The sequence below is a fragment of the Pseudomonas sp. KH_046_1 genome (genome assembly GCF_057839025.1).
Genome location: NZ_CM174481.1, coordinates 2,819,118 through 2,832,793, shown reverse-complemented (window position 1 = coordinate 2,832,793; position 13,676 = coordinate 2,819,118). Strand labels below are relative to the sequence as shown.

Sequence of the window (13,676 nt, the reverse complement as noted above, 5' to 3'; positions counted from 1 at the left end):
CTCTCCCCCCTTTCGCCGCCTTCATTTTTCACGCGGCCATTACCAATTTTGTAGCGGAGTCCGCCTTGCGCTTGTTTCACACCTCCGACTGGCACCTGGGGCAGAACCTGCACGGCCAGGATCGCGATTTCGAGCACGGCTGTTTTCTCGACTGGCTGTTGCGCCAGCTGAAACTGGATCAACCGGATGTGCTGTTGATCGCCGGCGATATCTTCGACACGGTCAATCCACCGGTCAAAGCCCAGGAACGTCTCTACGACTTCATCGTCAGCGCCCACGAACAGCAGCCGTTGCTGACCGTCGTGATGATCGCCGGCAACCACGATTCCGGCTCGCGGATCGAACTGCCCGCGCCTTTGATGCGGCGCTTGCGCACCCATGCCCTCGGTCGTGTGTTGTGGCTGGATGACGGGCAACTGGATGCCGAACGCCTGTTGCTGCCCTTGCCCGATGCCAGCGGTGAAATCGCCGGCTGGTGCCTGGCGCTGCCATTCCTGCGTCCCGCGGAAGTCACCGGTGCGCACTTGGGTGACAACTACCTGCGCGGGATCGGCCAGGTGCACGAATGGCTGATCGAAGCGGCCAACGCCAAGCGCCAGCCGGGCCAGGCACTGATTGCCATCAGCCACGCGCACATGGCCGGCGGCTCGGTGTCGGAAGACTCCGAGCGCAGCCTGATCATTGGCAATGCCGAAGCCCTGCCCGCCAGCCTGTTCGGGCCGAGCATCAGCTACGTTGCCCTCGGCCACTTGCACAAACCGCAGAAGGTCAACGGCGAGGAGCGCATCCGCTACAGCGGCTCGCCGATTCCGCTGTCGTTTTCCGAGATCAGCTATCAGCACCAGATTCTCGACATCAAGCTCGATGGCGAGACCCTGCTCAGCGTCGAGCCGAAACTGATCCCCCGCGCGGTCAACCTGCAACGCATCGGCCCGGCGCCATTGAGCGAGATCCTGCTGCAACTGGCGGACCTGCCGAACATCGACCTGTTGGCCGAGATCCAGCGCCAGCCGTGGCTGGAGGTGCGGGTGCGCCTCGACGAACCGCAACCCGACCTGCGCAATCAAGTGGAAACCGCCCTGCAAGGCAAGGCCGTGCGCCTGGTGCGCATCGCCGCCGAGTACGCCGGCAACGGCGGCCGTGACGGTGCCGACGAAGGCAGCACGCTGATCGAGCTGGACCAGCTCACGCCTCAGGAACTGTTCAGCCGCGCCTGGCAGGACAACTACGGCAGCGAGGTCGACGAGCAGACCCTCAAGGACTTCGCCGAGCTGTTGCAGGACGTGCAGATGGAGAGCGAACAGCCATGAAAATCCTCGCGATCCGCCTGAAAAACCTCGCCTCCCTGGCCGGGCCATTTGAAATCGACTTCACCGCTGAACCCCTGGCCAGTGCCGGACTGTTCGCCATCACCGGTCCCACCGGCGCCGGCAAAAGCACCCTGCTCGATGCCCTGTGCCTGGCGCTGTTTGGCGCCGTGCCACGCCTGAACAACACCGGCCGCGACGCCAAGGTGCCGGACGCCGATGGCGAAATCGCTACCGGCGACCCGCGCACCCTGCTGCGTCGCGGCACGGGTGAAGGCTATGCGGAAGTGGATTTCGTCGGTGTCGACGGTCGCCGCTACCGCGCCCGCTGGGAAGCCAATCGCGCCCGGGACAAGGCCGCTGGCAAGCTGCAGGCCAGTCGCCAGAGCTTGCGTGACATCGATCAGGATCAATTGCTCGCCAGCCAGAAAGGCGAATACAAGACTCAACTTGAAGCCGCACTGGGGCTGAATTTCGAACAGTTCACCCGCGCGGTGATGTTGGCGCAAAGCGAGTTCAGCGCATTCCTCAAGGCCGACGACAACGACCGCAGCGAACTGCTGGAAAAGCTCACCGACACGGCGCTCTACACCCGCCTCGGTCGTCGCGCCTTCGACAAGACCAAAGAGGCTCGCGAGACGCACAAGCTGCTGCAGGATCAGGCCAGCGGTGTGACGCCGTTGTCACCCGAAGCCCGCGCGGAACTGGACGGGCGCTTCAACCAGGCGCAGCAACAACACAAGGCCCAGCAGGCGCAGCTCAAACAACTTGAACTGCAGGACACCTGGCTCAAGGACCTGCGTCGCTTGCAGGACGAACATCTGGCCGCCAGCGAACAACTGCAATCGGCGCAGACCCACTGGGAAGCCCTGGCCAGTGAACGCTTGAGGTTAACCCGCCTCGAACAGCTGGCCCCGCAACGGCACCAGTTCGCCCGTAAAGCCGAGGTCGATGCGCTGCTGACACCCTTGGCGGCGCAAATTGCCTTGCACACGCAGCAGCATGGCGAGCTCGGCGAGCGTCAGACGCAGCTTGAGCAACAGCTCAGCGCCGCCCGAATCGCCTTGAGCGAAACCCAACAGCGACAAGCCGACAGCACGCCGTTGCTGCGTCAGGCCTTCGAAGCGCAAAGCACCCTCGCCCGCCTGGCCAAGGACACCGCCCTCAGCGCCGAAGCCAGGCAACAGGCGCAACAAGCCTGCACCCAGGGCCAGGGCACGATTCAGACCTTGCTCGATCAGCAAGCCCGCGGCGCCGCGGACTTGCAGCGCATCGCCAGCGGGCTGGAGCAAAGTACGCATCTGGCACCGTTGAGCGATGCCTGGAATGCCTACCGCGACCGGCTGCAACAGTTGATGTTGGTCGGCAACCGGTTGAATCAGGGTCAGGCCGAATTGGCCAGCCTGGAACAAAACGCCGCGAGCACCGACCAGGCACTCACCGCGCAGAAGCAGCAACTGGAGGTGCTGTTCAAGGAGGCCGGTGCCGAACCGGATGCCGTCGCCGAGCAGATCGGCATTCTGGGCAGCCTGTTGCAGGACAACCGCAAGCAACTGCGCGCCGTCGAAGACCTGGCGCGCCTGTGGGCCAGCCAGCAGGACCTGGACAAGCGCGGCGCCGAGCTGCAACAGCGCCAGCTCACCGCGCAGCAGGAACGTGAACGCCTGACCCAGGACGGGGTCAAGGCCAAGGCTGATCTGAGCGTTGCCGAACAGACCCTCAACGTCACCCGCGAACTGCTGGAGCGTCAGCGTCTGGCGCGCAGTGCCAGTGTCGAAGAGCTGCGCGCGCAATTGCAGGATGACCAGCCGTGCCCGGTCTGCGGCAGCAACGAGCATCCGTATCATCAGCCGGAAGCCCTGCTGCAGAGCCTCGGCCGCTTTGATGAAAGCGAACAGGCCAACGCGCAGAAGGCCGTCGACCTGCTCAAAGAAAGACTCACTGACTTGCGCGCCGAAGTCGGTGGGTTGATCGCCCAGCAAAAGGAACTGCTGCAACAGCAGGAGCAACTGGCGACCCAGCAGAAAGCCCTCGCCCCAAGTCTGGAAGCCCATCCGCTGGCGACCCAACTGCTGAATCAGGATGCCGCCAAACGCGACGCCTGGCTCATCCAGCAAAACAGTCAGCTCAACCAGAGCATCAGCCAGGACGAGCAACGGCAGAGTGCACTGCTCACCCTGCAACAGGATGCCGCGCGCCTGACCCAGCAACTGCGCCATGCCGAAACCGCGCACCAGCAAGCGGCTCAGCACCTGAGCAATCAACAGCGCGAACTGGGCAACGACCGCCAGCGCCTGGACGAAGAACTCAGCGCATTCGCCAGCCTGCTGCCGGCCGAAACCCTGCAAGCACTGCGCGTCGAACCGGCCGCGACCTTCATGCAGCTCGACCGGCAGATCGCCGAGCGCCTGACGCAACTCGAGCAACAAAAGGAAGAACTGGCCGAGCAGCAACAGCGCCAGCAAAACCTGGAGAAGGAACAGGATCGCCAGCACAGCCGCGTGCAGCAATTGCAGGCCGCCGAACAGCAGTTCAGCGGGCTGGCCGAGCAGCAACAGGCGAGTCAGCACACGCTCGGGCAATTACTCGGCGGACACAGCAGCGCCGAGCATTGGCAGCAGCAACTGGAACAGGCCGTGGAACAGGCGCGCAGCGCCGAAGCCAGCACCGCGCAGACGTTGCAAAGCGTCGTCACGCAGTCAGTGCAAATCGCCGCCGAGCTCAAGGCCCAGCAGGAGCGCTTGCATGCACTGGAAGGCGAAGAACGTGAGCTCGCCGGCAAGATCGGCGACTGGCGTGCCCGTCATCCCGAGCTGGATGACGGCGGCCTCGAAGACTTGCTGCGCGTCGACGACACCCAGGTCAGCGAACTGCGCCAGCGCTTGCAGCACAGTGAAAAAGCCATCGAACAGGCCAGCGTCCTGGTGCAGGAACGCGACAAGCGCTTGCTAGATCACCAGGCACAACACAACGGCAACCTTGATGCCGAGCAGTTGGCCAGTGCGCTGATCGACCTGCAAAACCTCGCCGCCACCAGCGAGCAACACTGCGCCGAACTGCGCGCCGAGCAGGCCGAGGACCAGCGCCGGCAGAACGCCAATCAGGCCCTGGCGCAGCAGATTGCCGACGCCTACAACGAGTATCAACGCTGGGCGCGCCTGAATGCGTTGATCGGCTCCGCCACCGGCGACACCTTCCGCAAGATCGCCCAGGCCTACAACCTCGACCTGCTGGTGCACCACGCCAACGTGCAATTGCGCCAACTGGTGCGCCGCTATCGCCTAAAGCGCGGCGGCAGCATGCTCGGCTTGCTGGTGATGGACACCGAAATGGGCGACGAACTGCGCTCGGTGCATTCGCTGTCCGGTGGCGAGACCTTCCTGGTGTCGCTGGCGCTCGCCCTCGGCCTGGCATCGATGGCGTCGAGCACGTTGAAAATCGAGTCGCTGTTCATCGACGAAGGCTTCGGCAGCCTCGATCCGGAATCCCTGCAACTGGCCATGGACGCCCTCGACGGCTTGCAGGCCCAGGGCCGCAAGGTCGCGGTGATTTCCCACGTACAGGAAATGCATGAGCGGATTCCGGTGCAGATCCAGGTCCAGCGCCAGGGCAACGGCCTGAGTACCCTGGAGGTGAAATGAACACCCTGTATTCCTTCCGCCGCTGCCCTTACGCCATGCGCGCACGCATGGCCCTGCGCTACTCGGGCGTGGCCGTGGACATTGTCGAAGTCAGCCTGAAGGCCAAGCCCGCCGAAATGCTCGCACTGTCGGGCAAAGGCACGGTGCCGGTGCTGAGCGCCGATGGCCGGGTGATCGACGAAAGCCTCGACATCATGCGCTGGGCCCTGGCACAGAACGATCCGCAGGACTGGCTGCTCAAGGATGATCCTGTGGCAGCGGCGCAAATCGCCCCCCTGATCGAACAGAACGATCAGGAGTTCAAGGTGCACTTGAATCGCTACAAGTACGCCGAACGTTATCCCGAGCAGCCGATGGAGGTTTATCGCGGCGAAGGCGAGGTGTTTCTGCAAAGGCTGGAGACGTTGCTGGAGGGACGCGACTACTTGCTGGCCAGCCATCCATGCCTGGCCGATGTGGCGTTGATGCCCTTCGTGCGCCAGTTCGCCCACGTAGACCGCGACTGGTTCGCGCAGACACCATATCGGCGGTTGCAGGACTGGTTGCAGCGGTTTCTGGAGTCGGAACTCTTTACTTCAATCATGAAGAAATAGGCCAGGCACTTTACGCCAACACCCCACACATCCCGATCGCCGAGCAATCCACCTGGAACGGCCCGAAAACCACGCCTTCATTCCTGATCGGCGGATTACCGGCCAGCATGCCTTGGGCATTGGCGTTTTCGATGTTGCGGGCAATGTTGTGATTGGCTTCGATGGCCCGTGCCACCGAGCCCGCCGAGCCCTGGCCAATCCCCAACAGGGAGGATCCGTTGGTCATGAACGCCAGGAAGGCGATGACCCAGAGCCTGTGCCCTTTCATGCGCCGATGACTCCCGCGAGTTCAGCCTGATCAACGCCCGCGTTTTGCGCACGGTGTTCAAACTGGATGCCGGGATGAGCGACCTGGATCGGTGCTTCGAAGGTGGATTGCGACTGCGCTGAAAGGCTGACCAGCAGCACCATGGCAAGGTAAAGACCGATCGCCACATAGGCGCCGTGTTTGGCAGAAGTGAGAATTGCGCTGGCCATGATGTTCTCCGCAGGCATGTTTCAATACCCACAGAATCGATCAAAAAAGCCTGGGTAACCACTCAGGGTTATCCATAGTGACCATCAGCCTCGTTGATCATTAAGCCAGACTATTTCAGTCTTCAATAAAACTTATCAAGCGCTCGCGCGCAGCCTCCGGCTCGCCCGGAACAGGGTCGGCTGCCGACAGAATGGGGGTGGAATAGAGAAACAGAAGAACCAATGCCAGACGCGTCACCATGCTGCCGATCCTTGCCGTGAGGAGGAGTCAAAAAATCAGCGTCAATTTAAACGTATGGCTATGTGATATCAAGCGCGACATTGATGGCAAACTGATACTGTCGCAAATGCGTTATGCAGGAGCGACATCACTCTGATCGTTTTCAACACCCGTGTTTCAACATCAGGGTCTTCGATCATCAGTGACTTCGCTCCTGCATAAAGGCAGGGGTGAGCGTTCAGGCTTGGGTTTTGTGATCCAGCGCGGCGTAGAAGTTGGCGCTCTGTTGCAGGTACTTCTGGGTGTAGCTCTGGGTGTGGGCTTTTTTGTCGCTGATTTCAACGTTGGCACTGGCTGGCAGCGCAACGGTGGCAGAAATGGCGGAAGCGGCGATGACAGAGAAGATGTTGAAGTTCATGGCGGTATTCCTCGGATTCAGTTGGCTTGCTTGCCCGGTGGGGCCGTGAAGCAAACTTAACCCTCGAGGGTTCGTGCCTTGAAATGCTTTGTAGCAGTACCAGATATCAGCGTCATTGATAAAAGCAGGCAGGCCCCATCAACCGGGGCCTGCGGCTTATTGACGCAGCAGAAACCTGAGGTCGCTCGGGGCGTCCATCGGCAGTTTTTGCACGGTTTTGCCCAGCAAACCGGTCTTGGCGTCGCGTTCGACGACGACAATCTGGTTGCTCTTCTGATTGGCGATCAACAGGAATTTGCCGCTCGGATCGAGGCTGAATTCCCGCGGATGATCGCCCTCCACCGCCCGCCGTTGCAGCTCACTGAGGTGGCCGGTCGCAGGATCGATGGCAAACACCAGCAGTTGATTGGCGGTGCCACGGTTGCTGACATAGAGGAACTTGCCATCAGCCGAGGCATGCAACGCTGCCGCAGCCTTGTCCGAGACCGGTTGCCCGGCAGCCAGATCGACCATCTGCGTCTGTTTGAGTTGGCCGTCGTGGTAATCGAACACCGCCACTTGCGCGCTCATTTCCATGGTCAGCCAGGCATGTTTGCCATCGGCGCTGAACAGCAAGTGGCGCGGCCCGCTGCCCGGCGGCAGTTGCACGAATGCCGGAGTGGCCGGGGTCAACGGCAGTTCCGGGTTGGCCTTGGGGTCGAAGCGGTAGGCAAACACCCTGTCAGCGCCCAGGTCATTGGCGAACACGTATTGGCCGTCCGGTGAGGGGATGGTCGAATGCACGTGGGCCGAGGCCTGGCGCTCGGGATTGACCCGGCTCGCCGGGTGACTGCTCATCTGCACCACCGGTTTGAGCTTGCCATCGGCCGCCACCGGCAATACCGCCAGGGTCCCGCCCGGGTCTTCGGCCACCGAGTAATTGCTGACGAACAAATGGCTGCCATCGGTGCTGAGGCTGGAATGGGTCGGCTCGTTGCCCAGGCTTTGTACCTGGCTGATCAGGCTCAGAGCATGGGTCTTGGGATCGATCGCGAAACTGCTGACGCGCCCTACCGGATCGGTCTGGCCCGGGCCGTTTTCGTTGACCACGAACAGGTGTCGCTGATCCTTCGACAGGGTCAGCCACGACGGGTTTTCGCTCTTGATCACTTGCAGGGGCTTGGCATCGATCTGCCCGGTGCGGCTGTCGAAAGCCAGGCGGTAGATGCCCTGGCTTTGACCGGCGGTGTAGGAGCCCACCAGCAATTGGACACTTTCGGCCATCGCCGTTTGCACGCCCATGGCGCCGATGCTGCCGGCCATCAACAGTGGCCAGAGGTTACGCATCGCCATTCGCGTCTTCACCGTCATCGTTGTCACCGCGAAATGCCGTCATGCACACCAGTCGGTGCTCGCCGGAATCGCCGGTGATCAGCCAGCTTTGCAGGGTTGGATCGAACGTCGCCGCCTGGATCTGCGCCGGCGTGAACTCCCAGTGTTTGGCCGCGCGGCCATCCATGCATTCGATATGCAGGTTGTCGATTTCATCGAGGGAGAATTCGAAAGCGTGCAAGCCGTCGATTTCCACCATATCGCAGTGTTCGAGGACGTTGAGCAGGGTGTCGGTTGCGGAAGTCATGGCAGTCAATCTTTGAATGGGAAAGCGCCAATGATAGCTCATTGTGTCCCGATCCAATGTGGGAGCGAGCCTGCTCGCGATAGCGGTATTCCAGTCGATGTAGATGTTGACGGGTAGTCCGCTATCGCGAGCAGGCTCGCTCCCACAGGGATTGTGGTCAACCGCTAGAGTGCCTCGCGGGACGATTGCACATCCACCAGACGCTGGATGCGCAGCGGATGGCCGTTCTTCAGCGCGTCCGGCAGCAAGCTGTCCGGGTAGTTCTGGAAGCACACGACGCTGGTGCAACTGGACGATGCCCGTAGCGCGCTGAATGTAGTACTCGGCTCCGAGCTGTCCTGAGCGACACACCGGCTGGTCACCAGGCACGATCTGACACACTTTTCGAGCGCTCAGGTGGTAGCGGGATACCGCACTTGCCTGCGACGAACTCGCCATTCTGGCAGCGAAACCACACTTCTTTCGCTACAGAACGGTATCCGATATGCAGAATCAATCCGCCGTCCCGCCAGACGAGAGTCAGGGACAACCCACACGCCCCGCTACCAGCGACGCTCCCTCTCAAGCGGTCGCCCGCCGATTCGCCAGCCGACCGACGTTGCGCCAGGTCGCCGGACAACTACTTCACGACAGTATCCTGGAGCACTACCCGCCTCTGGCCCTGGATCTGGATGTCACCCGGCTGGCCATACCCAACCGGACGGGAGGATGGGACCTCAAGCTATTGATCGACGTGGCCCTGGACTATCTGGGCAACAACACATCGCTGAATCTAACGGCAGAAATTGACGGACGCGTACACTTCCTCACCAACCGCACGCCTTCGCGTCTGACCTACGAAGCGCAAGGGCCAAAGCGTCCCGACATGGGCGTTATCCAGGAAAAAATCCAGTCATTGGCATTGACCCTGGGCACCCGGTTTCAGGATGCCCTGACGGCCTACTGGAACCAGGCGCACGACACCAGGGTCAGCCACTGGCAATGGTTGGGTGACCTGTTGGCAAGCGGTCTGAACAGTGCGGCGAGCCTTCTTCCCGCCGCTCAAAAAGATGACAGGGCCACACTCTACGAACTGGCTCGATATCCCGACCGTCGTGAGCGCCTGACCATCCCCCACCCTGACGGTTTTGTGCATGCCTATTGCCTGGAAACCTGCTTGGTCCGCAACGGCGAAAGCACGTCCTTCACCACGCCGGACCTGCTCGTGGTGCAAGGAAGCCGGACTTTTTTGTACCGTGTTTCAGGCCGTCTGGAGTCGTACCCGAGCATGGAAGCGTTCAATCAGGCCTGGGGGCGTGAGGTGGAGCGCCAGTTCATCGCCGACAAAGTCGTGATCAAGCGTTCCGAGCCCGATGGAAACATCTTCGACACTCAGGCCGCATTGCTGCTGGAGCGCCAGTTGGAGAACCTGGACGCCATCCGGCTTCCCGCCGACCAGGGTGTTCGCGCACTGGAAGAACGCTTCGCGGCCAGTACCGACCCGGCCCCTTACTTCAGCCATGCCCCGGCGCCTGACCAGCAACCTGTCGAAAAGATACGCGCGACCCTGCCCCAATGGCTCAAGGACGCCAGCGACAGCGAGCGTGCCGAATATCGTCAATGGCTGGTCGAGCAGGCGCAATGGCAACGACTGACAGGCGGCAAGTCCTTCCTCGACGGCATCGAAAACCTGCATGATTTCACCAACAATGCCTTGCGTGATCAGATGCGCCTGGACCATCCCGATTCCGATTGCGAACCTGGCGATCTGCTGCTCAATTTCCGGGTGGCGGCCGGTGATCTGGGCAGCGGCTTCATCACCCGCGTCCCCATGACGCTGACCGAACTGGCCATCCAGAACCTCAGCGCCACGCCCTCGGGCAGCATGACCATCACAGACAAGACCGGTAAAGCCGTCCCGTCGTGGCTGACCGCCGACTACATCCTGGGTGAAAAAGGTCTGTTCAGCAGCACCGAAGGGCTGGTCAGTCGGGTGAACATCGGCGAACGTTACCCGCACACCCTCAAAACCCTGCTGCTCGATGACAACAGCGAATCGCAACGTCGGGAAATCCGGTTTGGCCAGGCGCTCAAGGTACAGCTGCCACTTCAGGCGCTGGAACACACGATCCGCGGCGAGCACGGACTGAGCTTCCAGGGCTACCGATTTATCAAGGCCGTCTTGCACACCCAAGCCCCCGAGCGCGTCGTCGACGGCCAGGGCATCGTCGTCCGCGCGCTTGCCTTTACCCGCAAGGCCGGCGCGGCCGCCGATGTCGTCGACAACATGTTCATCATTGAGCCGCGGGACACCGGCATCGGCCCGCATATCCTGTATCGGCCCGTATACCAGGACGCCTTGCAGCAATTCTCCAGTCGTGAAGCATTGTTCAATGCCATTGCACAAGCCGGCCCCCTGCAAGACAGCGTACTGAGCTGGCTGCCGGACAGGGCCCGGCCGATCTACAGCAATGACGGGTTCAACAGCCCCCACATCCTTCGTTTCGGCCTGGGCGACGACACCGTCCGTTGGGAAAAACCGGAGCCGGCGCAATTGGCTCAGGACTCCAGCACCGAAGAAATACCTGGTTCCCTGGCACAGGCGCTGGCCACCGGGAATCTCACTCAGCACCTCTACGCCAGCAACGCACGGGCGCTCATTGACCTGGCTGACAGAGAGTCGGTTTCCAACGCCGAAAGCCGCTGGGCCATCGTGCGCGAGGGCGGCTGGTTGCTGTTCAACGCCTTGCTCCTGCCAGTGCTTCGTGGCCCGGCGATGCTGGCCGGCTGGATGCTGCAGCTGGCCGTCGCCCTGAAAAGCGATGTGACGGCGCTGCACAGCAATGACCCGACGGCCCGGGAACTGGCCTGGGTCGATTTGCTGCTCAATGTCGGGTTGATACTGCTGCATGTGTCGTCCCGGCCCCATCCGCCCGAGCTTTCGACACCCGCACCCCAGCAGCCACCGCGCCTCGCCCGCCTGCGTCGTCCACCCCAGGATGTCGCTCCTCCGACCGCCGTCATAGAGCAAGGCGTGGTCGGCTTGCCCGCAGAACCTCCGGCCGGCGATAAAACGCAGATCGATTTCATTCACTCCACCGCCAGGGATTCGTCAAGCCAGCGCCTGTTGAATGCATTGCTCGAACTCAAGGTCGCCTGGCCCGTCCCGGCTCCCGCCCCCGTTGAAATCGGCATATTCAAGGGGCTGTACCGTATCGACCATCAATGGCATGCCTCACTGGGAGGATTGCTGTTCAAGGTCAGTATCGTTCCAGGGTTCGGCGACGTTTACATCATTCACCCCGAAAAGCCGCTCCATCCCGGCTTCAAGCTCAAGACCGACGGACAAGGCAGATGGTCGCTGGACACGGGTCTGAAGCTGCAGGGCGCAGGCCCCAAGAATCGACTCAAAGCCAAACTCGCGGAAATAGACAAGAAACGTGAGCAAGCCACCGTTGAGGTCAACCGAATCGGTGGGACCGTATCGACGCTGGCAACACAGGCAAAGGATATGGACCGGCAACTGGAAGCCGCCAAGGTCGCGTACGAAAGCGCCCACAACGAACTGGGAGCCGCTCGTGTGCGTCTTCGCGCATCGCCCGAGGACCAGGCCCTCCAGGGCGACCATCGGCTCAAGGTCATTGCGCGCTCCCGCAGCCGGCTGGATTTCCAGGTATTGCAGGAAAGCGATCAGGTCATTGTCGATCAGATGATCCAGGCCCGTCGCGATTTGATCCAGGCCTATCGACAACTCAAGGACGTTGACGTGCGCTTCGACTACGAGCAGAAAGCCACCGACGAGTACACCGCGATCCTGACGGCTCATGAACTGAGGATTCGCCGACTGGCGTCCCTTTACCTGGCCAGCTTCATTTCCGAACAGGGCGAGTCGCTGATTGAGTTGCAATACAACATCAGTGACATCGAAGGCGCCCAGCGCATGTACGACCTTCTGGAAACCAACTTCGCCGCCTCCGAGCGACATGCGCAGGCAATCATCACGCTGGATGGCGTGCTGACGGAGCTTGCACAGAACTTCAAGACCGGACCGGCGCAACGCCTGAAATACCTCAAAGGCCACCCTGACCGCAGGTTCTCCAACCGAGTGGCCGCCCTCCTCGAATCGCTCGACGTACTCAACACCTTGAGCATTGACACCACCGTCGAGGCGAAAACGCCGCAGGAACAGTACTTTCTCAACGTTCATGAAGACCGTCTGGGCGCCATGTCAGCGCTCGAAGACTCCCACCTGGACCTGCTGAGCACGGATGGCTTTACCGCTCAGGAGCGCAAGGACGTCCTGATCAACCTGATCAAACACTACAAAAGGCGCCTGCAAATCAACACCTCACTGCTGGAGCTTGAGTCCCCGTTGATCCGCCCCCGCTATATGTCGCTGCTGATGGAGCGTCTGGAAATCACACGGGACAGTGCCGAGTCCGAACTGGCCGATCTGTTGCGCGAGGACGAATTTCTGCCGGTATTGCCCGTCGCCTTCAAACCCATCAAAGCACCGTCGAAGACCAAGCGGGTGTTCAAGTCGCGGGATAACGGCGACCTGGTCGGAGAGCTGGAACCGGCGACCACCGGCATGCCGTTTGCGACAATCGTCACCCGAAACCCGGTCACCCTTCAGGTCAGTGGTCGGTTCATGGAGCACCCCAATGAGGGATGGGTCGAGATTGTCGACGCCGCGCCTGTGCGGCCGACCCCGACACCGCAACCGCGTTCGTTTGCCGCGCTGCGCACGGAGGGGCAGCGGCTGATCGATGAAATCCCGGCCATTGAACGCTCGATAGAATTTCAGAAAAGAAAGCTCAGTGATCCGCAACGGCGGGATGAGCTCAACCCCCGCGACTGGAGCGATATGCTGGAACACCAGGCCAAACGGATCGAAACGTTGGCCAGCGAATTGGAGCACGCCCATCCAGACAACCCGCAAATCAACAACGTGCTTGAATCATTACGAAGTACGGCCACCGCCACCCAGCTCAAAGGCCAGCAGCATTGCATCGAGGGATACAAGGCGCAGCGCCCCCGGCAGGAAAGCATCGAGTACCTTCGCGACCGACAGGCGGTGGACATCGGCCTTGTGCAGGCGCTCAAACGCACGGCAGCCAAGGACTACCTGACGGAGTTCGCCATTCGGGAGAAGAACTCGGTGAAGGTGCTGTGGTACGCCCATTTCCACTACGCCCAGGCGAACAGCGCGCCTTCGACTTACACGATTGCCCACCTCAAGCGTCCCGAACATCGCTTCGTGACCCTCAAGGATCTGATCGCCCAGGCCGGGCCTGACAACAAATTGATCATCCGTGACCTCTACAGCCCCATTACCCCGCCACGGGATCAACGGCTGTTTCTGGATCTGGTGCCTGATCAATAACGTCTAAAACGCCGAAAGCCGCGCCTTTTCGAGGCAG

10 protein-coding genes and 1 pseudogene are annotated in these 13,676 nt (G+C 61.4%); 4 read left to right on the top strand and 7 right to left on the bottom strand.

Annotated elements, in window-relative coordinates:
• The first annotated feature begins 65 nt into the window (after positions 1-65).
• The 3 genes from AC3IT9_RS13180 to AC3IT9_RS13170 are packed head-to-tail and all read left to right on the top strand — an operon-like array spanning position 66 to position 5,541.
• Positions 66-1,310: an exonuclease SbcCD subunit D C-terminal domain-containing protein gene (locus AC3IT9_RS13180; protein ID WP_489273327.1), complete on the top strand. Its 1,245-nt coding sequence runs from the start codon at positions 66-68 to the stop codon at positions 1,308-1,310.
• Entirely contained in the window at positions 1,307-4,948 is a 3,642-nt protein-coding gene (locus AC3IT9_RS13175) for an SbcC/MukB-like Walker B domain-containing protein (RefSeq protein ID WP_489273326.1), read from the top strand. The genes AC3IT9_RS13180 and AC3IT9_RS13175 overlap by 4 nt, the downstream gene beginning before the upstream one ends.
• The gene (locus tag AC3IT9_RS13170) at positions 4,945-5,541 is read left to right on the top strand and encodes a glutathione S-transferase (RefSeq protein WP_489273325.1); all 597 of its coding nucleotides are present in this window, start codon (positions 4,945-4,947) and stop codon (positions 5,539-5,541) included. Before AC3IT9_RS13175 ends, AC3IT9_RS13170 begins: the two co-directional genes overlap by 4 nt.
• Positions 5,542-5,551: 10 nt before the next feature.
• On the opposite strand, the gene AC3IT9_RS13165 is transcribed toward AC3IT9_RS13170, so the two are convergent.
• From AC3IT9_RS13165 to AC3IT9_RS13135, 7 genes and pseudogenes are all read right to left on the bottom strand, one after another.
• On the bottom strand, positions 5,552-5,809 hold the full coding sequence (locus AC3IT9_RS13165) for a hypothetical protein (protein WP_007979945.1): 258 nt from the start codon (positions 5,807-5,809) through the stop codon (positions 5,552-5,554).
• A complete protein-coding gene (locus AC3IT9_RS13160) occupies positions 5,806-6,018 on the bottom strand; it encodes a hypothetical protein (protein ID WP_150724058.1) in 213 nt (70 codons plus the stop codon). Before AC3IT9_RS13160 ends, AC3IT9_RS13165 begins: the two co-directional genes overlap by 4 nt.
• 115 nt (positions 6,019-6,133) lie before the next feature.
• Positions 6,134-6,259, bottom strand: a complete 126-nt coding sequence (locus AC3IT9_RS13155) for a hypothetical protein (RefSeq protein ID WP_259674415.1) — start codon at positions 6,257-6,259, stop codon at positions 6,134-6,136.
• 217 nt (positions 6,260-6,476) lie between these two features.
• Entirely contained in the window at positions 6,477-6,656 is a 180-nt protein-coding gene (locus tag AC3IT9_RS13150) for a hypothetical protein (RefSeq protein ID WP_007979950.1), read from the bottom strand.
• Positions 6,657-6,812: 156 nt separating this feature from the next.
• Positions 6,813-7,982, bottom strand: a complete 1,170-nt coding sequence (locus tag AC3IT9_RS13145; RefSeq protein ID WP_489273509.1) for a lactonase family protein — start codon at positions 7,980-7,982, stop codon at positions 6,813-6,815.
• Entirely contained in the window at positions 7,975-8,274 is a 300-nt protein-coding gene (locus AC3IT9_RS13140; protein ID WP_150756448.1) for a DUF5629 family protein, read from the bottom strand. Before AC3IT9_RS13140 ends, AC3IT9_RS13145 begins: the two co-directional genes overlap by 8 nt.
• 164 nt (positions 8,275-8,438) lie before the next feature.
• Positions 8,439-8,549: pseudogene (locus AC3IT9_RS13135) on the bottom strand (hypothetical protein); the annotation flags it as partial.
• Between the two features lie 209 nt (positions 8,550-8,758).
• Between AC3IT9_RS13135 and AC3IT9_RS13130 the strand changes: the two are divergent.
• The gene (locus AC3IT9_RS13130) at positions 8,759-13,639 is read left to right on the top strand and encodes a dermonecrotic toxin domain-containing protein (protein ID WP_489273324.1); all 4,881 of its coding nucleotides are present in this window, start codon (positions 8,759-8,761) and stop codon (positions 13,637-13,639) included.
• Positions 13,640-13,676: the final 37 nt, after the last annotated feature.

Bases quoted from the DNA above. Each gene is read 5' to 3' on its own strand.
- AC3IT9_RS13175 (WP_489273326.1), top strand. From the start codon at position 1,307: ATGAAAATCCTCGCGATCCGCCTGAAAAACCTCGCCTCCCTGGCCGGG.
- AC3IT9_RS13170 (WP_489273325.1), top strand. From the start codon at position 4,945: ATGAACACCCTGTATTCCTTCCGCCGCTGCCCTTACGCCATGCGCGCA.
- AC3IT9_RS13165 (WP_007979945.1), bottom strand. From the start codon at position 5,809: ATGAAAGGGCACAGGCTCTGGGTCATCGCCTTCCTGGCGTTCATGACC.
- AC3IT9_RS13160 (WP_150724058.1), bottom strand. From the start codon at position 6,018: ATGGCCAGCGCAATTCTCACTTCTGCCAAACACGGCGCCTATGTGGCG.
- AC3IT9_RS13155 (WP_259674415.1), bottom strand. From the start codon at position 6,259: ATGGTGACGCGTCTGGCATTGGTTCTTCTGTTTCTCTATTCCACCCCC.
- AC3IT9_RS13150 (WP_007979950.1), bottom strand. From the start codon at position 6,656: ATGAACTTCAACATCTTCTCTGTCATCGCCGCTTCCGCCATTTCTGCC.
- AC3IT9_RS13145 (WP_489273509.1), bottom strand. From the start codon at position 7,982: ATGCGTAACCTCTGGCCACTGTTGATGGCCGGCAGCATCGGCGCCATG.
- AC3IT9_RS13140 (WP_150756448.1), bottom strand. From the start codon at position 8,274: ATGACTTCCGCAACCGACACCCTGCTCAACGTCCTCGAACACTGCGAT.
- AC3IT9_RS13130 (WP_489273324.1), top strand. From the start codon at position 8,759: ATGCAGAATCAATCCGCCGTCCCGCCAGACGAGAGTCAGGGACAACCC.